Source organism: Shimia sp. CNT1-13L.2, from assembly GCF_024331145.1.
In the GTDB taxonomy this organism is placed as follows: Bacteria; Pseudomonadota; Alphaproteobacteria; order Rhodobacterales; family Rhodobacteraceae; genus Shimia.
In genome coordinates, this window is the sequence record NZ_JANDJO010000003.1 from 316183 (window position 1) to 341243 (window position 25061).

General features: G+C 60.5%; 24 protein-coding genes and 1 tRNA gene. 9 read left to right on the plus strand and 16 right to left on the minus strand.

All coding sequences use genetic code 11. The annotated features are described in order from the left end of the window. The first annotated feature begins 1 nt into the window (after nt 1). On the plus strand, nt 2-538 hold the full coding sequence (locus NNA36_RS08370; protein ID WP_255106250.1) for an Lrp/AsnC family transcriptional regulator: 537 nt from the start codon (nt 2-4) through the stop codon (nt 536-538). A 3-nt stretch (nt 539-541) separates the two neighbouring features. Here the strand turns inward: NNA36_RS08370 and NNA36_RS08375 are convergent, their stop codons facing one another. The 8 genes from NNA36_RS08375 to NNA36_RS08410 form a co-directional block, all read right to left on the minus strand. Then, complete coding sequence (locus NNA36_RS08375) at nt 542-1618, minus strand: 2'-deoxycytidine 5'-triphosphate deaminase (protein WP_255106252.1); 1077 nt, start codon at nt 1616-1618, stop codon at nt 542-544. Nucleotides 1619-1688: 70 nt separating this feature from the next. Next, a tRNA-Pro gene (locus NNA36_RS08380) sits at nt 1689-1765 on the minus strand. A gap of 59 nt (nt 1766-1824) precedes the next feature. Further along, entirely contained in the window at nt 1825-2571 is a 747-nt protein-coding gene (locus NNA36_RS08385) for a MerR family transcriptional regulator (RefSeq protein WP_255106254.1), read from the minus strand. 15 nt (nt 2572-2586) lie between these two features. Beyond that, a complete protein-coding gene (gene ihfA / locus NNA36_RS08390) occupies nt 2587-2889 on the minus strand; it encodes an integration host factor subunit alpha (protein WP_255106256.1) in 303 nt (100 codons plus the stop codon). A 120-nt stretch (nt 2890-3009) separates the two neighbouring features. Continuing rightward, nucleotides 3010-3984, minus strand: a complete 975-nt coding sequence (locus NNA36_RS08395) for a beta-ketoacyl-ACP synthase III (RefSeq protein WP_255106258.1) — start codon at nt 3982-3984, stop codon at nt 3010-3012. Next, complete coding sequence (plsX, locus tag NNA36_RS08400; protein WP_255106259.1) at nt 3981-5087, minus strand: phosphate acyltransferase PlsX; 1107 nt, start codon at nt 5085-5087, stop codon at nt 3981-3983. Before plsX ends, NNA36_RS08395 begins: the two co-directional genes overlap by 4 nt. 21 nt (nt 5088-5108) lie before the next feature. Beyond that, entirely contained in the window at nt 5109-5315 is a 207-nt protein-coding gene (rpmF, locus tag NNA36_RS08405; protein WP_255106261.1) for a 50S ribosomal protein L32, read from the minus strand. A gap of 208 nt (nt 5316-5523) precedes the next feature. Next, on the minus strand, nt 5524-6096 hold the full coding sequence (locus tag NNA36_RS08410) for a DUF177 domain-containing protein (protein ID WP_255106263.1): 573 nt from the start codon (nt 6094-6096) through the stop codon (nt 5524-5526). Nucleotides 6097-6183: 87 nt separating this feature from the next. On the opposite strand from NNA36_RS08410, the gene NNA36_RS08415 reads away from it, so the two are divergent. The 3 genes from NNA36_RS08415 to NNA36_RS08425 all read left to right on the plus strand — a co-directional run bounded on the left by NNA36_RS08415 (nt 6184) and on the right by NNA36_RS08425 (nt 9317). Then, entirely contained in the window at nt 6184-6651 is a 468-nt protein-coding gene (locus NNA36_RS08415) for an outer membrane protein assembly factor BamE (RefSeq protein WP_255106264.1), read from the plus strand. Nucleotides 6652-6718: 67 nt separating this feature from the next. After that, the gene (locus NNA36_RS08420; RefSeq protein WP_255106266.1) at nt 6719-7456 is read left to right on the plus strand and encodes a GNAT family N-acetyltransferase; all 738 of its coding nucleotides are present in this window, start codon (nt 6719-6721) and stop codon (nt 7454-7456) included. Between the two features lie 49 nt (nt 7457-7505). Next, entirely contained in the window at nt 7506-9317 is a 1812-nt protein-coding gene (locus tag NNA36_RS08425) for an ABC-F family ATP-binding cassette domain-containing protein (protein ID WP_255106269.1), read from the plus strand. A gap of 189 nt (nt 9318-9506) precedes the next feature. Here NNA36_RS08425 and NNA36_RS08430 read toward each other — a convergent pair whose 3' ends face one another. Next, the gene (locus NNA36_RS08430; RefSeq protein WP_255106271.1) at nt 9507-10100 is read right to left on the minus strand and encodes a hypothetical protein; all 594 of its coding nucleotides are present in this window, start codon (nt 10098-10100) and stop codon (nt 9507-9509) included. 336 nt (nt 10101-10436) lie between these two features. On the opposite strand from NNA36_RS08430, the gene NNA36_RS08435 reads away from it, so the two are divergent. Beyond that, nucleotides 10437-10910 (plus strand): transglycosylase domain-containing protein, encoded by a 474-nt coding sequence (locus NNA36_RS08435; RefSeq protein WP_255106273.1) that lies wholly within the window; start codon nt 10437-10439, stop codon nt 10908-10910. A 220-nt stretch (nt 10911-11130) separates the two neighbouring features. After that, nucleotides 11131-11607, plus strand: a complete 477-nt coding sequence (locus tag NNA36_RS19980; protein ID WP_369681651.1) for a DUF805 domain-containing protein — start codon at nt 11131-11133, stop codon at nt 11605-11607. 495 nt (nt 11608-12102) lie between these two features. Here NNA36_RS19980 and NNA36_RS08440 read toward each other — a convergent pair whose 3' ends face one another. Both NNA36_RS08440 and tyrS read right to left on the minus strand, forming a co-directional pair. Then, entirely contained in the window at nt 12103-12858 is a 756-nt protein-coding gene (locus tag NNA36_RS08440) for a 3-hydroxyacyl-CoA dehydrogenase (RefSeq protein ID WP_255106275.1), read from the minus strand. A 226-nt stretch (nt 12859-13084) separates the two neighbouring features. Beyond that, nucleotides 13085-14338 (minus strand): tyrosine--tRNA ligase, encoded by a 1254-nt coding sequence (tyrS, locus tag NNA36_RS08445; RefSeq protein ID WP_255106277.1) that lies wholly within the window; start codon nt 14336-14338, stop codon nt 13085-13087. A gap of 282 nt (nt 14339-14620) precedes the next feature. On the opposite strand from tyrS, the gene NNA36_RS08450 reads away from it, so the two are divergent. The 3 genes from NNA36_RS08450 to NNA36_RS08460 all read left to right on the plus strand — a co-directional run bounded on the left by NNA36_RS08450 (nt 14621) and on the right by NNA36_RS08460 (nt 20064). Further along, entirely contained in the window at nt 14621-18697 is a 4077-nt protein-coding gene (locus NNA36_RS08450; protein WP_255106279.1) for a hypothetical protein, read from the plus strand. A 261-nt stretch (nt 18698-18958) separates the two neighbouring features. Further along, nucleotides 18959-19480 (plus strand): dihydrofolate reductase family protein, encoded by a 522-nt coding sequence (locus NNA36_RS08455; protein WP_255106281.1) that lies wholly within the window; start codon nt 18959-18961, stop codon nt 19478-19480. Between the two features lie 8 nt (nt 19481-19488). After that, entirely contained in the window at nt 19489-20064 is a 576-nt protein-coding gene (locus NNA36_RS08460; protein ID WP_255106283.1) for a TetR/AcrR family transcriptional regulator, read from the plus strand. Between the two features lie 119 nt (nt 20065-20183). On the opposite strand, the gene NNA36_RS08465 is transcribed toward NNA36_RS08460, so the two are convergent. The 5 genes from NNA36_RS08465 to NNA36_RS08485 all read right to left on the minus strand — a co-directional run bounded on the left by NNA36_RS08465 (nt 20184) and on the right by NNA36_RS08485 (nt 24993). Further along, on the minus strand, nt 20184-21347 hold the full coding sequence (locus NNA36_RS08465; protein WP_255106285.1) for an acetate/propionate family kinase: 1164 nt from the start codon (nt 21345-21347) through the stop codon (nt 20184-20186). Beyond that, nucleotides 21344-22315 carry a bifunctional enoyl-CoA hydratase/phosphate acetyltransferase gene (locus NNA36_RS08470; RefSeq protein WP_255106287.1) on the minus strand — a complete coding sequence of 324 codons (972 nt, stop codon included), beginning with the start codon at nt 22313-22315 and terminating at the stop codon, nt 21344-21346. The genes NNA36_RS08465 and NNA36_RS08470 overlap by 4 nt, the downstream gene beginning before the upstream one ends. 161 nt (nt 22316-22476) lie before the next feature. Further along, nucleotides 22477-22968 (minus strand): flavin reductase family protein, encoded by a 492-nt coding sequence (locus tag NNA36_RS08475; protein WP_255106288.1) that lies wholly within the window; start codon nt 22966-22968, stop codon nt 22477-22479. 91 nt (nt 22969-23059) lie between these two features. Next, entirely contained in the window at nt 23060-24472 is a 1413-nt protein-coding gene (locus NNA36_RS08480) for a PolC-type DNA polymerase III (RefSeq protein WP_255106290.1), read from the minus strand. Then, nucleotides 24472-24993, minus strand: coding sequence for a hypothetical protein (locus NNA36_RS08485; RefSeq protein ID WP_255106294.1), 522 nt, complete (start codon nt 24991-24993; stop codon nt 24472-24474). The genes NNA36_RS08480 and NNA36_RS08485 overlap by 1 nt, the downstream gene beginning before the upstream one ends. Nucleotides 24994-25061 lie beyond the last annotated feature (68 nt).

Here is a 25061-nt window from a genome sequence, read left to right on the forward strand (position 1 = left end):
CATGAGCTCTGGTCGACAAGAAACAGATAATCTTCGGTCAAACAGGGGCGGCGGGCGTCCGCTGGATGGGTTGGATCGAAAAATATTAGGTGCGCTAACCGAGGATGCGACGCGGTCTTATGCCGATCTTGGCCAGGAGGTGGGGTTGTCGGCGCCTGCGGTGCATGAACGGGTGAAACGGTTGCGGGCGCATGGGGTGATCAAGCGCACGAGCGCCGACCTGCACGGGCCGTCACTTGGCAAGGATTTCCTTGCCTTCGTGCATGTCGAAGCGGCGGGCTGGGGCAAGACCGAAGGGGTGATCGAACTTGCCGAACTGCCCGAGGTGGAAGAGGTGCACGCGGTGACGGGGGATACTGGTCTGATCCTCAAGGTGCGGATGGATTGCCCCGAGGCTATGGAGGGCTTTCTTTGGCGGCTTTATGATATGCCGGGGGTGCGCAGCACACGGACCTATGTCGTGCTGTCAACGCATCTTGAACGCGGGGTGCAGGCGGGGATCACGCCGGAACTTTCGCAGGGGGATCACCTCAAATAGAGATTATACTGCCTTGAAATGTTTGGAGAGTTTCAGGCCTTGACCCTGATAGTTCGAGGCGATTCCGGAGCCGTAAAGCTGTTCCGGGACGTCTGCCATCCGTTCGTAGACAAGGCGGCCGACCACCTGTCCGTGCTCCAGAACAAAGGGCGCTTCGTGGCAGCGCACTTCGAGCACACCGCGCGAGCCTGCACCGCCCGCCGCGTCGTGGCCGAAGCCGGGGTCAAAGAAGCCGGCATAGTGGACGCGGAATTCGCCGACCATGGCCAGATAGGGCGCCATTTCGGCGGCATAGGCCGGTGGGATGTGAACCGCCTCGCGGCTGACGAGGATATAGAAGGCGCCGGGATCGAGGATGATCTTACCGTCGCTTGAACGTACCTCTTCCCAGTATTCCGCCGGATCGTAGTGGCCGATGTTATCAAGGTCGATGACACCGGTGTGGGGTTTGGCACGGTAGCCGACAAGATCGCCGGATGCGGGGCGCAGATCGACCGAGAAGCCGAGCCCGTCGTCGATCACGGCTTCACCGTCCACAAGGGGGCTTCGGTCGTGCAGGACGCGCAGGTCTTCGTCGGTTAGGACGCTTTGGCCCTGACGGAACCGAATCTGGTTCAGCCGCATTCCGGGTCGCACCAGCACCGAGAAGGAGCGGGGGCAGATCTCGGCGTAGAGCGGGCCGCTATAGCCGGGCTGGACGCGGTCGAACTCTGTGCCGCCATCGGTGATGGTACGGGTCAGCAGGTCGAGGCGGCCGGTCGAGCTTTTGGCGTTGGCCACGGCCTGAATGTCGCCCGGAAGGTCGAGGCTTTCCATCAGGGGCACGACATAAACGCATCCCTTTTCCAGAACGGCCCCGTCGGTGAGGTCAATCTGGTGCATTTCGAATTCCTGCAGGCGGTCGGCGACGGTGCGGTCACCCCCTGCAAGGAAGGACGCACGGACGCGGTAGGCGACGGTGCCGAGACGCAGGTCAAGGCTGGCGGGTTGTACCTGACCGGGGAGGGGCGGTTGATCCGTCTTGATCTGGTCGGAGGAGAGCATCGTTTCGATGGTCTGGCTGGGCAATACACCGGTCATGAGGTCCTCCCTAAAGGCACAAAGCAGATACAAAAAACGCCCGGGCCAAAAGGCCACGGGCGGTTTTTGATGGTCGGGCTAGCAGGACTCGAACCTGCGACCTTCCGTCCCCCAGACGGACGCGCTACCAGGCTGCGCCATAGCCCGACGATGGGGTGTTCATAGCGATTTTGAGGGCGGGGGCAAGTCAAAAATCGCAACTTTTGTCAGTGGTTCGCGGATTGCGCGATCTGGCTGCGCAGAGCTTCGATCCGGGCCAGGAGCGCGGCCACATCTTCGCGGTTTTCCGGGGCAATGCCGGTTGAGCGGCAGAGGTCGGACAGGAGCGAGGGGCCGGGTTCGGTGCGCAGGTCGGCCTCATCGGCGGCAGCGACGGTTTCTTCGGGTTCTGACAGCGAATCAATTTCCGGTTCAGAATCAGCAGGTTGTTCGGCTGTGTCCGCCTCGGGGGCGGGTGACTCGATCTGATCTTCGACCACCGTGTCTTCCTCAGGCGCGGGGGCCTCTTCGGGATCGGTAGCCTCGAGAGTCAGTTGGGTTTGCGGATCTTCCGCAGCGGGGGCCTCGGGTTCCTCCGTGCGCTGGAAGGCGAGAACCTGTGCCGTTTCCGGCTCTTCCGGGGTGTCGACGTGCACGATATCGGCGATGATTTCCTCGACGGGGTCCTGTTCCTCACCATCGACGGGCTGAGACAGGCTGGCGACGTATTTCACGCCCTTTTCGCGCAGCAGTTTCTGGGCCCCCTTGATGGTCATGCCATCGTCATGCAGCAGTTTCTTGATGCCCCCCAGAAGCATCATGTCGGACGGACGGTAATACCGCCGCCCGCCGGCACGTTTGACCGGTTTCACCTGGGTGAACTTGCTTTCCCAGAAGCGCAGGACATGCGCCTGGGTGTCGAGCCACTCAGCCACTTCGCTAATGGTGCGAAAGGCGTCGGGAGATTTGCTCATTGGGGTTGTTCCGTCTTAGCTTTTGTTCCCCGCCGCGACACGGTCTTTCATCAGGTGGGACGGGCGGAAGGTCAGAACGCGGCGCGGGTTGATCGGAACCTCTTCGCCGGTCTTGGGATTACGGCCCACGCGGGCTGCCTTGTCGCGGACACTGAAGGTGCCGAAAGACGAAATCTTGACCTGCTCGCCCCGTACCAGAGCATCCGACATATGTGTCAGAACGCTTTCGACCAGTTGGGCGGAATCGTTACGTGACAGACCGACTTCGTTGAAGACAGCTTCGCTCAGGTCCATCCGTGTGAGTGTTTTTTCGCTCATGTCTCTCCCCGCTTTTCCTTGGACAACTGTAGGGGCAAGGAATTTTACGAGTCAATATCAACCACTTGTCTGGGGCTGTTTATGTCGGGTTGAGAGGGGAGAATCGTGGAAACTGTGCCGTTACCAGCGCAGAACTACCGATCCCCAAGCCAGACCACCGCCAATTGCCTCGGTTACGAGAAGGTCGCCCGTCTTGATCTTGCCTTCGGTGACACCCACAGAAAGGGCCAATGGGATCGAGGCTGCAGAGGTGTTTCCGTGGTCCTGAACCGTGACGATCACGCGATCCATCGGGACACCCATTTTCTTGGCGGTGCCCTGGATGATGCGGATATTGGCCTGATGCGGCACGATCCAATCGACCGCGTCATCGGTCAGGCCGACCTTGCCAAGAGCGGTTTGTGCGGTGGAGGTCAGTTTCTCGACAGCCTGGCGGAAGAGGGCGTTGCCCTGCATGCGCAGTTTGCCGGAATCTCCGGTCGTCGACACACCGCCATCGACATAGAGCATATCGCGGTAGCGACCGTCCGAGTTCAGGTCGGCGGCGAGGATGCCGCGATCTTCGTTTGTCCCATTGCCGTCTTCGGCCTGAAGCACGAGCGCCCCGGCACCGTCGCCGAACAGAACGCATGTGGCGCGATCCTGCCAGTCCATGATGCGGCTGAAGGTTTCTGCACCGACCACAAGCACGGTCTTGCACTGGCCAGACAGGATCAGGGCATTGGCATTGGTCAGGGCATAGATGAACCCGGCGCAGACGGCCTGAACATCAAAGCCGAAGCCACGGGTCATGCCTAGTTTCTGCTGCAACATGGTGGCGACAGAGGGAAACGTCAGGTCGGGTGTGGATGTGGCAACAACAACGCCATCGATGTCATCGGGTTGCAGGCCCGCGTTTTCCAGCGCGGCCTTGGCGGCCTCGTAGCCCAGATCCGAGGTGGTCTGGTCTTCGGCGGCGAAGCGGCGACGCTCGATTCCGGAGCGGGAGCGAATCCACTCATCCGATGTATCGAGGAAGCTTTCGAACTCCGAATTAGGAACAATTCGTTCTGGCAAATAATGCCCAACGCCTTTGACGACGGCGCGTAGTGTCATGATGTTGTTCCGTTATTGTCCTGTGACGTTGCGGCATCTTGGGGCAGGCTCACGGCGGATGCAACCCTTGCCGCGAGTTTTTCCGAGAAGCCGGATTGGGACAATTTAAAGGCGAGTTTCACAGCTGCGGATACACCTGTCGCGTCAGAGCTTCCGTGTGATTTCACGACGGTTCCGTTCAGCCCGAGAAAGACGCCGCCATTGACGCGGCGCGGGTCGATCCGCTTGTTAAGGCGTTGCAGCGAGGTATAGGCCAGAAGGGCAGCAAGGCGCGACAGCGGCGAGAACTTGAAGGCTTCGCGCAGGAGAGAGCCGATCAGGCTCGCCGTGCCTTCGCCTGTTTTCAACGCGATGTTGCCGGTAAAGCCATCGGTCACGATCACGTCTGCCACGTCACCGGGAATGTCGCCACCTTCGACAAAGCCCACGAATTCAAAGTTGGCCGTGTCGGCGTTCTCCGAAATCATGTCATGGGCGGCCTTGAGTTCGGCGCGTCCCTTGTGTTCCTCGGTGCCGACGTTCAGCAGGCCAATGCGGGGGCGTTTCAACTCCATGCCGTTGCGGGCATAGGAGGCGCCCATCAGCGCATATTGCAGCAGGTCATGTTCGTCGGCGCGGATGTCGGCACCTACATCGAGCATGATGTTGAAACCACTTGCCGATCGAGACGGCCACAGAACCGCAATGGCGGGGCGATTGATGCCGGGCAGTTTGCGCAGGCGCACCACCGACAGCATCATCAGGGCGCCGGTATTGCCGCAGGACACGCAGACATCGGCTTCGCCGTTGCGCACGGATTCGATGGCCGACCACATCGAGGTCGACTTGCCGTGGCGCATCACCTGGCTGGGCTTGTCCTCCATCGTCACCACGCCTTCGGCGTCGCGAATCTCAACCCGTCCCGTCAGCGGCTTTTTCTTGGCCACCAGCTTGGTCAGGGTGTCCTTCGGGCCGTGCAGGAGGAAGGCGATGTCGGGATTCTTCTTGGCAGAACGCGAAATGCCGGCAACAACTGCTGCCGGCCCTCGGTCGCCACCCATGGCGTCAACTGAGATGACGATGCGCCCTGCACCCGATTTCACGGTTTCGGTCTGAGCCGTCATGCGGGCGCAATCCCAGTTGGTTTATGCTGCGTCTTCGTCCAGATCGATGTCTTCGACCATCGCAACGACTTCACGGTCGTCGTAGTGGCCGCAGGACGCGCATACGTGGTGGGGGCGTTTCAGTTCGCCGCAGTTCGGGCATTCGTTCGGGTTGCCGGCAACCAGCGCGTCGTGAGCACGGCGGTTGTTGCGGCGCGATTTCGATACTTTATTCTGCTGGACAGCCATTGTCGCAACCTTCGATTTACTGGGGCGTCGTGCCCGATTTCCTGAGCGTCCCGAGCCAATACGCGACTTGCGTGACCGAGTCCAACTCTAAATTCCAATGAGCGCGCGAAAATACTGGGAAACTCGCAATTCGCAAGAGGTATTTTCGCATTCGTCGCCGTATAGGCGGTTTGCCGGTATGGCGCAAGCGCAGCGTTCTGATTTCGTGTCAGTTTTCGCCCTGATCGCCGTCGCTGCCTGCGAGTTTGTCGCGCAGGGATGCCAGGCCTGCAAAGGGGCGGGTATCTTCATCAGTCATCGCTTTCTTGCCCGGCTCTGTAAATACAGATTCGGAGATCTCGGCACCGTCGGCACGCGGGTAGAGCGGAAGGTTGAGGGCGAGGGCCTCTGCCAGAACCTGATCGACGTCGATGTGCGTGCCAAGGAGTTCGGCGTTTTCGTCCTCGGGCATCTCGACCTCTCCGTCAACTTCCTCGGGCAGTTCGATGGTCGAGACGAAGCGGCGCTGGATGTCGACCTCGATCCGCGTTGTCACCGGCGCAAGGGTAACCACGCAGGATTGAATGACGGTTGCGCCAAGACGCGCGTTCAATTGCCAGTCAGCCTTGCCAAAGCCGCTGATCTCACCTTTGAAACGCACTTTGCGCAGGTCCTGGAGATCGAGTTCGGCAGCAAGAGCCGACAGAGTTTCCTTGTTCGGTATGATTTCGAACTTGGTCGGTTGGTTCTGCGGCAGGTCCGCGACACGATAATTTGTGGTCTGAGGCGTCATTTCGCTCATGTTACGAGGTGCTTCCATTCTTGAACCAGAGGCGTTCATTCTGTAAGCGGGATAGAAGGCGTGCAAGGCCAAGACAAGAGGGCAGTTATGACAGGACCGACCAAGGGCTTCAAATCGGCAGTTTTGGGCGTATGCCTTTTGGCAGCGACGGCCTGTACGACGCAGTACCGCAATCATGGGTATGCGCCTTCTCAGGAAGAACTTGCCGAAGTTGTGGTTGGTGTCGACACGCGTGACAGTGTGGCCGAGAGTATTGGTACACCGTCTGCCTCGGGTGTCTTAAACGAAGGCGGCTACTATTACGTGCGTAGCCGGGTGCGCCACTTTGGGGCGCGCAAGCCTAAAGTTATCGAACGCCGGGTCGTTGCCGTGACCTTCGATAATCGGGGCGTGGTGCGCAACGTTGCCGAATACTCGCTGGAAGATGGTCAGATTGTACCGCTGTCGCGTCGCGTGACGGACAGTGCTGTTGAAGAACGCAGCGTTCTTGCCCAAATTCTTGGCAATATCAGCAACTTTGGCGGATTCAACGCGGCGAACAACGGCGGTTTGTAAAACCTGTCATTAGGGTGTCACGCGTTTATCCCTATATTGATGGGACGAACAAAAGAGCGAGGCATCTATGGTTGCTTTGGCCAAGGGGCGGTATGTCGCCCGTATCGCAGAAACGGAACAAGACCTTCTGGCGGCACAACGCCTGAGGCAGTTGGCCTTTCTTGGTGATGAAGACGGGGCGCTGGATCAGGATGCGTTTGATCCGATTTGCACTCATGTGCTTGTAGAAGAGCGGTCCGGCGGACGTTTGGTATGTTGTTTCCGCATTCTCCCTTTGGCGGGTGGCGCGGAAATCGACCGTAGCTATTCAGCGCAGTTCTACGAGTTGAGCGCCCTGCGCGACTTTGACGGGCCGATGGTCGAGATGGGCCGGTTCTGTATTCATCCCGACTGCAACGACCCGGATATCCTGCGCGTGGCATGGGGGGCGATGACCGCCTATGTGGATGAAAACAATGTGGAAATGCTGTTTGGCTGTTCGTCTTTTGCGGGGACGGATGCCGAGCGGTATTTTGATGCTTTTGCCATGCTGCGCGATCGCCACCTGGCGCCGAAGCGCTGGTTGCCGCGTGTGAAGGCGCCGAACGTGTTCCGCTTTGCCGCGCGTTTGCGGCGCAAGCCCGACCTGAAGCTGGCCCAGATGCGGATGCCGCCCTTGCTGCGGACCTACCTGATGATGGGCGGCTGGGTGAGCGACCATGCGGTTGTGGATCGCCAGATGAATACACTGCATGTTTTCACCGGCCTCGAGATCAGGGCCATTCCCCCGGCACGCAAGCGTCTGTTGCGGGCAATCGGCGCCTGAGAGCGATGGGGTGTTGACCCTGTGAAGGCGGCGGTTTAGCCCGTCTTTCATGGCACGTGTACCTCTTCTGCAAATGAGCGATATCTCCCTGACCTTCGGTGGAGATCCTGTTTTCGACGACCTGAGCCTTGTGGTGCAGCCCGGTGACCGGGTGGCGCTTGTGGGGCGGAACGGGTCGGGCAAGTCGACCCTGATGAAAGTCATGGCGGGGCTGGTCGAATCCGACCGGGGCGACATTGTCGTGCCACCCGGTGTGCGGGTTGGCTACATGGAGCAAGACCCTGACATGGCGGGGTTTTCCACGCTGGGAGAGTTTGCGTCTTCGGGGTTGGAGCCGGGAGAACTCTACAAGGTGGAGCGGGCCAGTGAGGGGCTGAAGTTTGATCCGGATCGTCCCGTCGACACGGCTTCTGGCGGGGAACGGCGACGTGCTGCGCTGGCCAAGCTGATGGCCGAAGCGCCGGAGTTGATGCTGCTGGACGAGCCGACCAACCACCTTGATATCGAGGCGATTGCCTGGCTGGAAAGCGAGCTGGCCTCGACGCGGGCGGCCTATGTGCTGATCTCGCACGATCGGGCCTTTCTGCGGGCGCTGACGCGGGCGACGCTTTGGATCGATCGGGGCATGGTGCGTCGGCAGGAAAAGGGGTTCGAAGGGTTCGAGGCCTGGCGCGACAAGATCTGGGAAGAGGAAGACATCGCGCGCCACAAGATGGATCGCAAGATCAAGGCCGAAGCGCGGTGGGCCGTCGAGGGCATCAGCGCCCGGCGCAAGCGCAACCAGGGCCGCGTGAGGGCGCTTCAGGACCTGCGGGCAGAGCGTGCGGCGATGATCAAGCGGCAGGGATCGGCGGCGATGGAGCTGCAGGCGGGTCCGAAGTCGGGTAAAAAAGTGATTGATGCCAAGGGTTTGACCAAGGCCTTTGGCGAAAAGGCGATTGTGTCGAACTTTTCGATCACGGTGCAGCGCGGGGATCGCGTGGCTTTTGTCGGGCCGAACGGGGTTGGTAAAACCACGGTCATCAAGATGCTGATGGATCAGGAACCTGCGGATGCGGGGAGTGTGACGCTTGGCACCAACCTGATCCCCGCGATCTTTGATCAGAGCCGGGCGCAGCTTGATCCGGCGATGAGCCTTTGGGACAGTCTGACCGGTGATCCCGAGATGCGGGTTTCGGGCAAGGCCGATCAGGTTATGGTGCGCGGCAATCCCAAGCATGTTGTTGGATACCTTAAAGAATTTCTGTTCGACGAGCGGCAGGCGCGGGCGCCGGTGCGGAGTTTGTCGGGGGGCGAGAAGGCGCGGTTGTTGCTGGCCAAGCTGATGGCGAGGGAAAGCAACATTCTTGTGCTGGACGAACCGACCAACGATCTGGACGTAGAGACGCTCGATCTGTTGCAGGAGTTGCTGGACGACTATGATGGCACCGTGCTGCTGGTCAGCCACGACCGTGATTTCCTTGATCGTGTGGCGACCACGACGGTGGCGATGGAAGGCAATGGCAAGGCGGTGGTCTATGCCGGTGGCTGGAGCGATTATCGCGCACAGCGCGGCGACAGTGATGCGCCGAAAAAGGAAGAAAAATCAAAGCCCAAGGCGGAGAAGGTAAAGCAGGAAAAGGCCGCGAAGACGGGCCTTAGCTTTACCGAAAAACACCGGCTTGAGGCGCTGCCGGGGGTGATGGAACGGCTTGAGGCGGAGATTGCCAAGCTGGAAGAGTTCCTGATGGATCCGGAGCTGTTCACCAAGGAGCCGTTGAAGTTCCAGAAGGCCACGGATGCGCTTGTTGAACGGCAGCAGGCGCTGGCGGAGGCAGAGGAAGAATGGCTGATTCTGGAAGAGAAGGCCGAGGCCGGTTAACGCCGGTTTCGGCTGTCGGTGCCACGTCGGTATTACGTCGGTATTGCGACGGTATGGGGGGCTGAAAATCCGGGTGTTAAGACCGCGATCGGTGGTTAATGCAGCGTGCGTGGGTTAACGGGTTTTCCTACGGCGGCGGGGCGGATTTTTCGCGAAAAATCCGGGGTGGCAAAATCTTCGAGAAGATTTTCAGGGCAGCGAGATGTGCGGGCGATAGCCTGCGCGCAGCGCCGTCAGGGTTGGCGGCGGGGTGAGCAGGGTCACGCTGCCCTGTAGGCGTATTTGGGCCGGTCCATAGCCGTCGGGGGCAAAGGGCAGTTGCGCGTCCTGCCAGATCAGGGCGGGGCCGTTGGTGGTCAGGATGAAGGCGCCGTCGGGCAGGTCCTGTGCTTCTGCCGTGTGGCGGCGCTGTTCAAAGCGGCGCGGGATGGCGCGGGCGGCGTGCAGGTGGTGATCGAACTGCTTGATGCTGCCGCTGTGTCCGGCGGCGTCGAGAAAGGCGCGATAGGCGGCACGGCGGCATTCCCCGCAGGGACGGTGCCCGGCCGCCAGTGCCACGGCTTCGTCATGAAAGAACAGCTCGGTATAGCGGTTCGGGGTCATCAGGGTGCGACGGCGGTTCTTGAATTCGGTCAGACAGCAGACCCAGGCCTTGTGCCGCCAGCGGGCGGTGGTCAGGCGGCGATGGTCATCATGCAGCACACCGCGATTGCCCATGAAGCCGCCGCGGGCAGGGTGGGCGAGGATCTCTCCTGTGGGCTGGACACGGTTTTGCAGCGGCATGGGGAGAGTGTGGCGGGGATTGTGGTGTGGGGCAAGGGGGGAACTTGCGTCTGCTCCAATGGCGGCATTCCGGGTTTGGCCAAGTGACAGATTTATGCAGTCTATGGTTTGGCTCGCAATCCAAGTCTTTTGACAATAGCCTGTGGCCAACCTTATCTGACGGACTTCCCTATGCGCGCATTTCTACACTTATTTCCTAGTATTCTTATGATCATTGTCGCGGCGTCGGCCGCCAGAGGCGAGAACACGGCGTCAGAGCTTCCAAGCCCCGATCGCATACGCGAGCTCTATCAAGAAGCGTCAACCAATTGGCCGACGATACCACGCATAGCGCTAATGGCATTTGTCGCGGCGGAGGATCGCTTTTTCTTCGAAAAGCCACCTCAGAACTCGACCATCACGCAAAAGGTTGGAAGTTGGTATCTTCCACCAGGCACAGGGAGACTCCGAAGGATATCGCTTTCATTTGTGATAGGTGAAGAGCTTACACATGATGAGGTTCTAAACTGGTATGTGAACCAGATTTTCCTAGGGCAAACCTGCTTTGGCCTTCCTAGTGCAGCGATGGCTTACTTTGGGAAACCTGTTGAAGATTTGAGACTTGAGGAAGTCGCTTACCTAGCTGCACTGCCCAAAGCCCCTATGCTTTTTCATCCTGTGAGGTCCTACGACCGAGCCGTTGAGCGCAGAAATTTCGCGCTATCTGAAATGTTGAAAGGAGGGTTCATATCAGAACATGAAGCTGAAAGCGCCATCAAGACGGCCCTAGTTGTAATTCAGCCTCTGGAACGCTGCGAACCCGAAGAATAGCTGGCGTTCGCTCTCTGCGCAGCATTGGTGAGTTTGGGTTCGATGCGGACCTTAGCAGCAACGTAGCGGGTTAGATCGGTTGAGCGGCTAATCAGTGAGACTATTCAGCTAGCGTTGCGGTAGGCCAGAGGTCTGTTATGAGTTTGTCACTTTATCGATCTTGGGAAACGTGCTTGTGAGTTTGTCAAAAGCTGTTCTTAGCTGTTTTCGAAAATATTTGGTGTTCGCTGGACGTGCGACAAGAAGCGAATTCTGGTGGTTTTTGTTCTTTGCGCTCGCGCTTGTTAGTGGCGCATGGCAGATCGACAAGTTACTTTTTGGGCATCAGGTAACACAACTGATCATATCCGATAGAGATCCCAGCGACGGCGTCCACACGGTAACTCGCATTCCTTACGATGGGGTGGTGTGGCTTGGCCGGCTCAGGCTTGTCGCCATGTTGGTCGTCGCCTTCCCTCTTGCTTCGGTTGCTCGTCGCAGGCTCCGAGACGCCGGGCACGGGGCTACTTGGCTTGTACGATTGACTGTCTTGGTGCTAGTGCCCGGTGCGTTAGGTTTCATCCCAAATTGGCCAGGGGCTTTTGGCCCTGCCGGGTTCTTCATATGGCCTATACTTTCTGTTTCTTACGCAGTCATTTTCTTAGGCACGGTGCTCATTTTGTCAGTGAAATTGCTTGCTCCCTCGGCCAAGGCCTGATGTTGATAAACGCGCCGTCAGATCAACCCTCCTTTGATAGGGTTTCCCCCAGCCCGGATTTCTGCCGCCGCTAAAGCGATGTAGTGGGATCAAAACAGACAATTGGGACGTTCCGGAAGTCCGAATTGCTCGGGTATCGCAAAGCAATAGGCAACGCTGGTCTCTGGGCACATTGGGGGTGCTGGTGGGCCTACTGGCACGGCGTTTGCAGAGGCATGAGACAGGCGTGCGGCAACACCCTCAGCAGGACTCCTACATGTGGGGCGGCCCCGTGACAGGGACGCCCCGTTGTCCCGGTCAGCCGAACAGCTGGAGGAACAGGATCGGCAGGCCGAACATGCCTGCCGCGATCAGCGTGACCGAGATACCTAGTCCTTTGAACATTTTGCGCGCTCCCTTGTTCTGTTGCGTGTGAACGGGCAGCTAGCGCGGGGGCGCGGGCCGGGGATGTGTCAGCTTGCCACAGGGGCGCCGTGATCCCCGGCCGACGCGGAGTTATTGCATCCGCAGGGCGCCGTCGATGCGGATGACTTCGCCGTTCATGTAGCCGCATTCGACGATGAACTGGGCGAGGCGGGCGTATTCGTTGGGGTTGCCGAGGCGTTTGGGGAAGGTCACGTCGGCGGCCAGCGTGTCCTGCACCTCTTGCGGCAGGCCCATGAGCATCGGGGTCAGGAAGATGCCCGGCGCGATGGCCATGACGCGGATGCCCAGCTTGGAGAGGTCGCGGGCCATCGGAAGCGAGAGGCCGACGATCCCGCCCTTGGAGGCGGCATAGGCGGCCTGGCCACGCTGGCCGTCCATGGCGGCGATCGAGGCGGTGTTGATGATCACGCCGCGGGCGTTGTCATCGTCGGCGGCGTTCTCGGCCATGACCTCGGCGGCGAGGCGGGCGACGTTGAAGGAGCCCACGAGGTTGATGTCGATGGTCTTCTGGAACATGTCGAGCGGGTGCGGGCCCTTTTTGCCGACGGTGGTGGCGGCGGGCGCGATGCCGGCGCAGTTCACGGCGGCGTTGATGGTGCCCATGGCTTCGCGGGCGGCGGTGATGCTGGCCCTGACCGAGTCCTCGTTGGTGACGTCGGTCTTGTGGAAGGTGCCGCCCAGTTCCGCGGCCACTTTTTCGCCGGCCTCTTCGTTGAGGTCGAACAGGGCAACCTTGGCGCCATTGGCGGCGAAGTGGCGGGCGGTGGCTTCTCCGAGGCCCGAGGCACCACCGGTGATCACGGCGCAGGTGTTTTCGATTTTCATGGGGCTTGCCTCCCGAAAGCTGTGATGGTCGTCATGAAATGAACATGTGTTCAAATAGCCGGAAGCCGCAGGGTCTGTCCAGTGGGTAGAAACGCGGGGCGGGCAGGGGGTGGGCAGGGGCGCTGCCCCTCTTGCCCCGTTCGGGCCAATTCACCCCTTGGGTATTTGGGCCAAGAAGAAAAAAGGGCCCGCTGTGGGGCCCTTGATACGTTGTGTGTGTTTGGCTTCAGCCTTCGAGCTGCACCAGCGCGTGGCGCTTTTTGCCGGCGGAGAGCTTGATCGGCGAGGCCAGGGCGGCGGCGTCGAGGCGCAGGCCGGGATCGGTGAGCGGGGCGTCGTCGAGCTTGGCCCCGTTTTCGCCGATCAGGCGTTTGGCGTCCTTGCCGGATTTGGCGAGGCCTGCCTTGACGATCAGCTGGACGATGGAGATGCCCTCGGCCACGTCTTCGGCGGTGAGCGTCAGGGTGGGCAGGTCATCGCCGATGCCGCCTTTTTCAAAGACTTCGCGGGCGGTGGCCTCGGCGGCGGCCGCCGCTTCGGCGCCGTGGCAGAGGGTGGTCACCGCGTTGGCGAGGATGATCTTGGCGTCGTTGATCTCGGAGCCTGCGAGCGCGCCGAGGCGGTCGCATTCATCCAGCGGCATCTCGGTGTAGAGCTTGAGGAAGCGACCGACGTCGGCGTCGGTGGTGTTGCGCCAGAACTGCCAGAACTCGTAAGGCGAGCGCATGTCGGCGTTGAGCCAGACCGCGCCATCGGCGGATTTGCCCATCTTCTTGCCGTCCGAGGTGGTCAGCAGGGGCGAGGTCAGGCCGAAGATCTGGTTGTCGATCACGCGGCGGGTGAGGTCGATGCCGTTGACGATATTGCCCCACTGGTCGGAGCCGCCGAACTGAACCAGGCAGCCGTAGCGGCGGTTCAGTTCGAGGAAGTCGTAGGCCTGAAGGATCATGTAGTTGAATTCGAGGAACGACAGCGACTGTTCCCGGTCGAGGCGCGATTTCACCGACTCGAACGAGAGCATCCGGTTGACCGAGAAGTGGCGGCCGATGTCGCGCAGGAAGTCGAGGTAGTTCAGATCGTCGAGCCATTCGGCGTTGTTGAGCATAAGCGCGTCGGTGGCGCCGTCGCCGTAGTCGAGGTACTTGGCGAAGACCTTCTTGATGCCGGCGATGTTGTCGTCGATCTGGTCCGGGGTCAGCAGCGGACGCTCGTCGGCGCGGAAGGAGGGGTCGCCCACCTTGGTGGTGCCGCCGCCCATCAGGGTGATCGGCTTGTGACCGGTCTTTTGCAGCCAGCGCAGCATCATGATCTGGATCAGCGATCCAACGTGCAGCGACTTGGCGGTGGCGTCAAAGCCGATATAGCCCGGCACCACGCCCTTGATCAGCGCCTCGTCGAGGCCCTGATAATCGGTGCAGTCCGCAAGGAAGCCGCGTTCGATCATCACGGCCATGAAGTCCGATTTGGGGTGGTAGGTCATGGGTGTTACAGGCCTTGTTCTGTTTGCCCCAAAGGCGGGGACGGTTTGGTTTGTGGCTAGGTAGCAAACCCGCCCCAACACTACAATCGTTGAGCGCGGTCTTATTGCGGGAAGTTGCGCGGGGCCCACGGGTGGGGTGACGTAAAGTCATTCCGAATTTCAGATATCTTGAATTTGATATGTCTCAAAGCATTCCTGCGATGGAATGTTTTAAAATTGCGTCGAGCAAAGGGGCTCGCTCAGAAAATTTCGAAGAGCACCGAGTTGAGTGGAGGACTTTCTATGCCGACTTTTACGATGTCAGCTTCAGCGGTTTCAATCGATCCGAACACGGACCTTGCGACATCCGTCTGGGTTGCCGATGTCGATCTGGTGTTTGCCGAAGGGGTGAACACGGTCGAGTATTCCGTTCTTGCGTCTCCGAGTGGTGAGTTGCCGATTGTCGAGTTTGAGCCGGAGGCCCTGACGGTGCGCGTTGATGGCGCGTTGTTCAGCAGCCTTGGACCGGATGCGAATGTGCGTCTGGGCGATGTGTCCTGGGGCGCGGGCGAAGTGACGACGATCCTGATGTTCGAGGATCCGTCCAGCGACCGTTCCTTTATCGTGCGTCTTGCGGGCAGCGTGTTGCCCAGCTTTACCTGGACGGGGGCCTATGATGCCTGGGCGGCCAGCATCACCGGTGCCGGGGTTTCGACCCTGCCGGCCTATCTTCCCAATACGCCGATTTCCCTGGCGGGATTGCCGCTGAGCGGAACCTCGGATCATGACGAGGTGCAGCTTGGTGATGACGACGACCTGCTGGATGGCGGGCTTGGCAATGACAGGCTTTTCCTTGGCGATGGCAATGACACCGGCCTTGGTGGTGCGGGCAATGACTCGCTTTACGGAGAGGGTGGCGACGACAGTCTCGAAGGCGGTGACGGCTGGAACAAGCTCTATGGCGGTGCCGGCAATGATGACCTTGTCGGTGGCAAGGAGAACGACACGCTGCAGGGCGGTGACGGCAATGACCTTCTGGAGGGCAATGGTGGCAGCGATATGCTGCAAGGCGATGCCGGCAATGACCAGCTGATCGGTGGCGATGGCTATGACCAGCTGATCGGCGGGGATGGCGACGATTTCCTTGACGGGGGCGCCCAGCGCGACACCCTTCTCGGTGGAGACGGCGATGATATCCTGCTGGGTGGGAGTGGAGAGGACATCTTCAATCCCGGTGATGGCAGCGACCTGATCGACTTTACCGGGGACGGGCTTGGGCTGACCACGCTGACCTACCAGGATGCCTCGGGGCCGGTGACCTTTGCGATTGACGGGGCCACCAACATGTCGACGGCGGATCAGGGCGCGTTCGGCTTTGACACGCTGCACAACCTGAATGCCGCGCTTCAGGCGACGGAAGCCCCGCCGTTTGATCCCTTCCACCCGCACGAGATGGATTTCGGTCTGTTGCTCTATGGCAGCGCGCATGATGACGTGTTCCAGGTGAACCTGCCGAGCATGAGCACCTTTGAAGTGTTCGGCGGCAAGGGCAACGACCTGTTTGATCTGAATGATCCGGCTGGCAACAGTGAAGTCATTCTGAACTTCAGCCGCGATGGATACCAGATGTGGACCAGCCCCGGTCAGGGTCTCGACATCAACCTCGGCACCGGCGTGGTGGCCAATGACGGCTTTGGCTTTGTCGATACGATCATCGGTACCGCCGGGATTGACGAGCTGGTTGCGACAGAGAATGACGACGTGATTGTCGGCAGTGCGCGCAACGAGATCTTTGACGTGCTGGGTGGCGATGACACGCTGGATGGCGGTGGCGGGGTGGATACCTTCCTTGCCGAGCATTTCCGCCAGACGGTTGACCTTCAGGCCGGGTTCGCACGCTCCTATGACTGGAACGGCAACCTGATGGACGACAAGGTTCTCATGAACATCGAGAACGTCGAGGCCTCGTGGGAGAATGTGAACCTGTTCGGGGATGCCGGGGCCAATGGCTTTTTCGGCAGCCAGAACGAGGACTTCATGTCGGGCCGTGGCGGTGCCGATACGCTGGAAGGCGGCTGGGGCAATGACACGCTTCAGGGCGATGCCGGCAACGACATCCTGCGCGGTGGCAACAACGATGACATCCTGCGTGGGGGTCTTGGGGCCGATACCCTTGAGGGGGGCAATGGCGACGACATCCTTGAAGGCGGTGGTGGAACCGATGTTCTGGACGGTGGCGATGGGCTTGACCTTGTCGGGTTCCAGAGTGCGACGGCCGGTGTGACCGAAACCATCCCTTCGGGCGGGCCGTCTGCGACCGGAGATACCTTTATCTCGATCGAGGGTCTGTTGGGGTCTGACTTCAATGACTCGCTGACCGGGAACGAAGGGGACAACCTGTTGCTTGGTGCCCAGGGCAAAGACACGCTGATCGGGGCCGGGGGCAATGATATCCTCAATGGCAACCGTGGCGATGACGCGCTGAAAGGCGGGGCGGGCAACGACATCCTTGTGGGTGGCCGTGGCAATGACCTGCTGGACGGTGGCATGGGCTTTGACATCCTGAACGGGGGCCGCGGCATCGACCTTGCCGACTATAGCGCAAGTGTCTCTGGCGTGACCGCATCCCTTCAGAACCCGGTTGGCAACAGCGGCCTGGCACAGGGGGATCGCTATATCGAGATCGAGGGTTTCCTTGGCTCGGGATCGGCGGATGATCTGACCGGTGACGATGGCGACAACCTGATCTTTGGTCGTGGCGGCGCTGACACCCTGCGGGGCCTGGGCGGCGATGATGTGCTGAACGGCGGGGCCGGGGGCGATGTGCTCTTTGGTGGCGACGGATCCGACACCGCGGACTACAGCACGGCCTCGGCCAAGGTGAAGGCATCGCTTGGCGCGGCCGGAACCAATACCGGCGAGGCGGCTGGCGACAGCTATACCTCGATCGAGAACCTGTCCGGCACCGCGTTCTTTGACGAGCTTGCCGGGGACGGCGGCGCAAACATCCTGTTTGGCGGCAAGGGCAACGACAAGCTCTTGGGCAACAACGGGGCGGATACGCTGATCGGTGGCAAGGGCAAGGACACCCTGAATGGTGGCGACGGTATCGACGCGGCCAGCTATCAGGGGGCCAGCGCCGGTGTGAAGGTTGTCATGACCAATGTTGCGGCCAATACCGGCGAAGCGGCAGGGGACAAGTTCTTCAAGATCGAGAACCTGATCGGCTCGTCGCATGACGACATCCTGAGCGCCAATGGTGCGGCCAACAAGGTCTGGGGCGAAGGGGGCGATGACTCGCTGACCCTCGGCAACGGGGCCGACAAGGGCTATGGCGGCGACGGGGATGACACCCTGTCGGGCGGTGGCGGCGCGGACCAGTTGTTTGGTGGCGACGGTGTCGACCTGCTCAAGGGTGGCCTGAAAGGCGACAAGCTTTATGGCGATGACGACCATGACACGCTGAAGGGCGAAGGTGGCAACGACACGCTGGAAGGTGGTGAAGGGGCTGACGTCCTGAATGGTGGCAACGGTGTGGACACGGCCAGCTATCTCAATGCCCTGTTCGGTGTTGAAGCCTCGCTCTCGGAGCCGCAAGAGAACACCGGCGAGGCCCTCGGCGACAGCTATATCGGCATCGAGAACCTTCAGGGCTCGGCGCATGACGACGAGTTGTCGGGCGACGGGGCGGCCAACACCCTGCGCGGTGAAGGTGGCCACGACGCGCTCTATGGCGAAGCCGGGGCCGATGTCCTGAGCGGAGGTGACGGCAATGACTCGCTGTTTGGCGACAACGGCGTCGACACGCTGTTCGGCAACGACGGGGATGACCTTCTTGTCGGTGGCGGCGGTGGCGACAAGCTGAACGGCGGTGCCGGGACGGATGTCGCGAGCTACTATACCTCGGGCGGCGGCGTGACCGTTGACCTGCTGAATGGCGCGCTCAACACCGGCGATGCGGCGGGCGACAGCTTTGTCGGGATCGAAGCCCTGCAAGGCAGCAACCATGCCGACCAGTTCTTTGGTGATGCCGGGGCCAATACCTTCGACGGTCTGGACGGTGACGACTACATGGTGGGCCGTTCCGGCGCGGATGTCTTTGTCGGTGGTGACGGCAACGACACCATGGACGGCGGCAACGGGGCGGACATCTTTGTCTTCAACTCCTGGGTGGATCAGGGCGATGATGTGCTGCTGAACTTCGACGCGGTGAACGACACGGTGCAAATCGAACTGAATGGTCTGAGCACCTCCACCGTGACGGTCTCGGCCGGAGGCGGCAACACGGTGATCAACTACGGTGACTTCTTCCACCCGAACTCGATCACCATCGCTGGTCAGGAGCTGCTGGAGACGGAGATCAACTTCAACTTCGTTTGATCGAGGTCTGGCGAGAGATATGGGGCGCCCGAGAGATCGGGCGCCTTGTTTTTGTTGGGAGGGATAGGTGTTGGTGGGTGCGGGGGAATGATGTTTTGAGGTTGGAATTCTCATCCTCTGCTGCGCGGCAAATGCCTGCCTTTTCCTAATTCACCAACCTAAGTAGTGCGTATCAAAAGCGCGCTTGATGCCATTGGAGAAATAAATTATATGACGTATAAATTTAATTGTGAGGAAGAGCCAATGCCCACAGGACACGTCATGATGGCAATGAGCCTTGACGGATTTGTTGCTAGAAAAGATCACTCGCTCGACTGGCTAAATAAGCAACCTGCGTCCGGCGAAGATCACGGTTTCAATGTGTTCATGGACAGTATCGATGTACTGGTTATGGGGACTGGATCGCTGAAAACCGTGCTTGGATTTGGTGAGTGGCCGTATTCAAAACCTGTTGTGGTTCTGAGCCATTCCATGACGACCGAAGACCTGCCTGACCATCTTCGCACAAGAATCGAGTTTTCAACCGAAACACCGCAAGAATTATGGAAGACGCTCGATCAGCGGGGTTTCAACCGCGTCTATGTCGATGGTGGTGCAGTTGTGCAATCCTTCATCAAAGCAGGCTATGTTCAAGACATGAAGATCACAATAGTTCCGATTTTGTTGGGGGATGGGATACGGATTTTTGGACAAAACGGGGGTGATATTGATTTGGACTTGATTTCTGCCACACCGTTTCCTTCGGGCATGGTTGATCTCGACTATTCTGTGAAGAATGAGTGAGTTCTCCAATGGCCGGCCGACCTAAGAAATCAAGTCAACATCTGTCAAAGAGCGTAATCCTTCAAGCCGCGTTGCCAATTGTCCAAAGCATGGGTGTGGATGCTCTGTCATTCCGTTTGATCGCCGAAAAGTTGAAGGTTACACCGATGGCTGTGACCTATCATTCTGGTAGTAAGAAAGAGCTAGTAGCCGAACTGGTTGAATTGGCTTTTCACAATACGCTTCATAGTGTTGGTGGAGATTGCCCGGCTGAAAAGGTTCGGAGCATTTTGAGCGCATATTTCCATCGCGCTGTCCTAAACGCCAACCTTTTGCGGGCTGTTCTCGACGATGTTTCACTAATGGGGCGAGAACTCCGCTACATCACGAATGAGTTGCAGTCCTGTGTTCGGGAACTGGGCAATGGAGACCATGACAATGTGCTCTTACACCTTCTCATCGACTACACACATGGGTTTGTTCTCTCCGCAACTAGCGGTAGTGGCGCGACGTTAAGTGTAGATGAATACTTGCGTGGAGTGGATTGGGTTTTGGCGCACGCGGCGGTTGGCGAGGGAGCAGGGCATTCGAAAGAAACAGGGTAGCGTCTACCATTTCCGGATTGCGACTGTTTCGAGATTCTGAACTCTCGCAAAGATCTGTGGGAGATTGATCCACCAGTGGTTTTCAAAGGGAGCGATATCCCCCCTCAGACAATCCCTCTTCACCCTTGCAGGAGGGCGAGGGTTTGGTCGGCGATGACGCCTTCTTCGTCGGTGGGGATCACGAGGGCCTTGAGGCGGCTGTTGGGGGTGGTGATCACGGGGCCGCGGGCGGCGTTGGCTTCGGGGTCGAGGTCGGCGCCAAGCCATTCGCAGCCCTTCAGGATGCCGGCGCGGATGTTGGCGGCGTTTTCGCCGATGCCGGCGGTGAAGACGATGGCGTCGATGCCGCCAAGCACGGCGGCCATGGCGCCGATCTGGCGGTAGGCGCGGAAGATGAAGAGGTCGATGGCTTCCTGCGCGGCCGGGTCATCGCTGGCGGCGAGGTCGCGCATGTCGCTGCTGATGCCGCCGGAGACGCCGTAGAGGCCCGACTTGGAGGAGACCAGTTCCTCGGCCTCGTCGACGCTCATGGCCATGTCGCGGATCAGGTGGAAGATCACGCCGGGGTCGATCTCGCCACAGCGTTTGCCCATCATCAAGCCGTCAAGCGCGGTGTAGCCCATCGAGGTGGCCACCGATTTGCCGTCTTTCATGGCGCAGACGCTGGCGCCGTGGCCAAGGTGCAGGACAACCACGCGGCGCTGGGTTTCGGTGTCGAGGAAATCGGGCAGGCGCGAGGCGATGTATTCGTAGCTGAGGCCGTGAAAGCCATAGCGCAGCACGCCGTCATCGGTGAGTTCGCGGGGAATGGCGAACAGCTGGGCAAGGCGATCCTGCGTGCGGTGGAAGGCGGTGTCGAAACAGGCGACCTGGGGCAGGTCGGGCCAGACCGCGCTGAGGGCGGCGATGCCCGAGAGGTTGTGCGGCTGGTGGGCCGGGGCGAGCGGGGCAAGGGCGGTGATGCGCTGGATCACGTCGGCGTCGATCAGGGCGGCACCGGTGAAATCGTGCCCGCCATGCACCACGCGGTGCCCGGCGGCGACCACGTGCAGATCGGGGAAGCGTTCCTGAAGGTCGGCGGTCAGCCAGGCGAGGGCCTCCTTGTGGCCGGACTCATGCGGCACGGGCAGGGGGGTGCTGTGATTTGGTCCGTGGTGGGCGGGGCCGTGGCCGATCCGGTCGATCAGGCCCTTGGAAATCAGCTTGCGATCAGAGTCGGCCTTGTACATGGCGTATTTGATCGACGAACTGCCCGCGTTCAGAACCAGAATGGCGTTGGTCACAGGATGCCCTTTCCTTGGCGATGGTGCACGAGCAATAGCGCCAGTGCCGCCGAGATGACACGCGACAAGGTGCCATCGGCGCGGCTTGTCAGCATAACGGGCACGCGGGCGCCTAGAACGATGCCTGCCGCGTCGGCGCTGGCGAGGTAGATCAGCTGTTTGGCGATCATGTTGCCCGCTTCGAGGTCGGGGGCAATCAGCACGTCGGGATCGCCTGCCACCTCGGAGACGATGCCCTTGGTTTCGGCGGCTTCCTTGCTGACCGCGTTGTCAAAGGCGAGCGGGCCGTCGAGCAGGCCACCGGTGATCTGGCCGCGGTCTGCCATCTTGCAGAGCGCGCCGGCCTCAACGGTCGAGGGGATCTTGGGGTAGATGGTTTCAACTGCCGACAGGATCGCGACCTTGGGCAAATCGACGCCGAGGGCATGGCCGAGTTCGATGGCGTTCTGGACGATGTCGGCCTTGGTTTCGAGATCGGGAAAGATGTTGATCGCGGCGTCCGAGATCAGGAGCGGTTTGGGGTAGGTGGGCACGTCGAGCACGAAGACGTGGCTCATCCGGCGTTCGGTGCGCAGGCCGCGTTCCTTGTGGACCACTTCGGACATGATCTCGTCGGTGTGGAGCGCGCCTTTCATGAGGGCCTGAGCCTTGCCCTGACGCACCATCAGCACCGCCTGCTTGGCCGAGTCATGGCTGTGTTTGGTCGAGACGATCTCGACGCCGTCGAGGGTGAGGCCGGCTTCATCGGCGGCGGCCTGGATGCGGTCTTCGGGGCCGACGAGGATGGGCACGATCAACCCGTGATCGCGGGCGGCAAGAGCACCTTCGAGAGAGGTGTCGTCGCAGGGATGCACGATGGCCGTGGGGATCGGATCGAGCGGCCGGGTGACCTCGAGCATATGGGCAAAGCTTGCGCCCATGTCCTGGATTTCGGCTTCGGTCTTGGTCTGGTCAACGGGGAGTATCACCGGTTTGCTCCTTACGGTTGTCACTCGTGCAGTGGCGGTATTATGCATCCAAGGGTCACGCGAAAATGACACAGGACAAATCCTGGGCCAAGCGGCGCAGGTGCCGTTGCGGAATGGTGAAATTTCATGCAGCTGTCATGAAACTGCCGCCACGGGGGCAATCAGGTCTCTGCAAGGAAGCCGCCGAACTGGCCGTTGGCAAAGACAAGCGGGCTGCCGGTTTTCAACATGACGTGGTCGACCTGGCCCACCATGATGGCATGATCGCCGGCATCGTGCAGGGCCGAGGTCGTGCATTCGAAACGGGCGAGGCAGCTGTCGATCAGCGGGACGCCGTTGTCGCTCAGGTGCACCGAGAGGCCTTCGAAGGCATCGCCCTGTTTGGCAAAGCGCATGGCGATGTCTTTCTGGTCTTCGCCCATGACGTGGATCGCGAAATGCGTGGCGGTTTCGAAATGGGGATAGCGCAGCGAGGTCTTGGACGGTGCCCAGAGCACCAGCGCCGGATCGAGGGAAACCGAGGAGAAGCTGTTGGCCGTCATGCCGATGCCGCCCGTCGGGGACGGGGCGGTGATGACGGTGACGCCGGTCGCAAAACGCCCAAGCGCATCGCGAAAGGCGCGCGTGTTGTCTTCATCCGGTGAGAACCGCATGACCATGACTGATTGACCCTTGTTGTTCGCGCGTGGTGGGTTTGCCCGCATTTACGCTATTTGTGTCCACGTGCAAGGGGTTTCGCGGCGTTCAGTTCAGATCTTCGAGCAGGCGGCCGTGCTTGCGGGTTTCGCGGATGACCTCGCCGAAGGTGGCGTAGCCGCGCGATTGCAGCATGGGCAGCAGTTTGCACAGCACTTCGGCGGTGGCCTGCGCGTCGCCAAGGGCGGTGTGGCGCAGGTGGGGCGGGATGGTCACGCCGAGACGGTCGCACAGGGCATCGAGGGTGTGGGTTTCGCTGGCCCCGAAGAGGACGGCCGAAAGAAGCACGGTGTCGATGATCGGGTGATCCCATGCCACGCCAAGCCGTTTGCCATGACGCTTGAGGAAGGCCATGTCGAAGGGGGCGTTGTGGGCGACGATGACCGAGCCATTGGCGAACTTGTGGAAGTCGCGCGACACGGTGTCGATGCCGGGGGCGTCGGCGACCATTTCGTTGGTGACGTGGTGCACCTTGGTCGAGGCGGCGGGGATCTTCATGCCGGGATTGACCAGTTGGTTGATCTCTTCGCCGGGTACGATGCGGCCGTTGACCACGCGCACTGCACCGATTTGAACGATCTCGTCCTTGTGCGGCAGGAGGCCGGTGGTTTCGGTGTCGAACACCACGAAGTTCAGGGTGGTGAGCGGCGTGTCTTCGAGCGCGCGTTCGCTGTCGTGTTCCATGAGGTCGAAGTCATAGATCAGCGGGCGGGCGGCATCGGGCGAGATTTCGGCATGGGCCTCGTCGATCAGGAGCATGTAGCCGGGGGCGTGGCCCACAGGCTTCAGGCGGGCATCGAAAGTGAGCCGTCCTTCGACGCCGTGGACCTCGAAGGCGACTTCCTTGCCGGTCTTTGCAAGCTGGGTATAGGCGGCGAGGATTTCATCCTTGCGGAAGTAATCGAAAATCGAGGCGTTGAGGCGCGGGGTGTGGATCTGGCCAAGGACACTTGCCGCCTGACCATCATACAGCACGATCTGGTGGGCGGGGTTGACCAGCACCATGGCCACGGGAATGTCGGTCAGGAGCGAGGTCAGACGTTCCTTTTCGGCGGCGAGGCGGGCGGTTTCCTGGGCTACGGCTTCGGCGCGATCAAGGGTGGTCTGGCTCAGCTGGGTCGAGACGGCCTGAGCGGCGGGGGCGAGATCGCCGAGATAGCGCGCCTGGTGGGTGTCGACCGAGGAATCGACGCCAGCATGGGCATTGGTGCGCATGGTCGCGGCGATACGTTCGATGGGTTTGGCGACATTTTCGTCAAACAGCAGCCAGATACCGACCGAGAGGCCGATCAGGCCAAAGCCTGCAAGGATGCCGGAGAAGACGAAGCCGGACATCATGTCGCCTTCGAGGGCGCGGCGATAGCCGAGGGCAAGGGCGAGGCCGATCAGGGCAACACCGGCGACGGCGATGAAGACGAAGAACAGGAAGACGCGGACGCGCAGGCTCAGTTGGGTAAACATCAGCTTGCCTCGCAGATTGTCTTGAGGATCGGGTCGGTGGCGGGGACGGTCGACCATTTCACGCCCTCGACCGACCCGTCATCGTTCATCTGCACGGCCTCGGTGATTGGGGCGCGTCGCAGGGCCTCGCAATCGGCGAGAACACCCAGCGATTTGACCGGCGACCAGCGCGAGTAGAGGAAGATCTCGGCAATGCGGCGCTCAGGCACGGCGGGGTGGCGGTTGATGGTGGCGGTGTCGACGGCGACGAAGCGTTCCACGAAGGGGAAGAGATAGGTCCAGGGACGATAGAAGGCGGTGGCCTCGACGCTTTCGGCGATGACGAACTCGGGGGGCATATTGTCTGTCTGGCGCGGGAACCAACCGTATTCGTTGCTGATGGTGGCGGCCAGCATGGCAAAACCGGCGGCAACCGGCATCAGCCAGCGGGGCAGGCGGCCCTTGAGGCTGCGGTTGATCACGAAAACGATCCCGGCGGCGGCGATGCCGGCAACCAGCGTGGCGATCAGTTCAAAAAACATGTCTTCTCCTCCTCGGGGATGGCCCCGTGACACGCTCCGTTCGAGGCCTCCACCCCGGACGGTGTGCC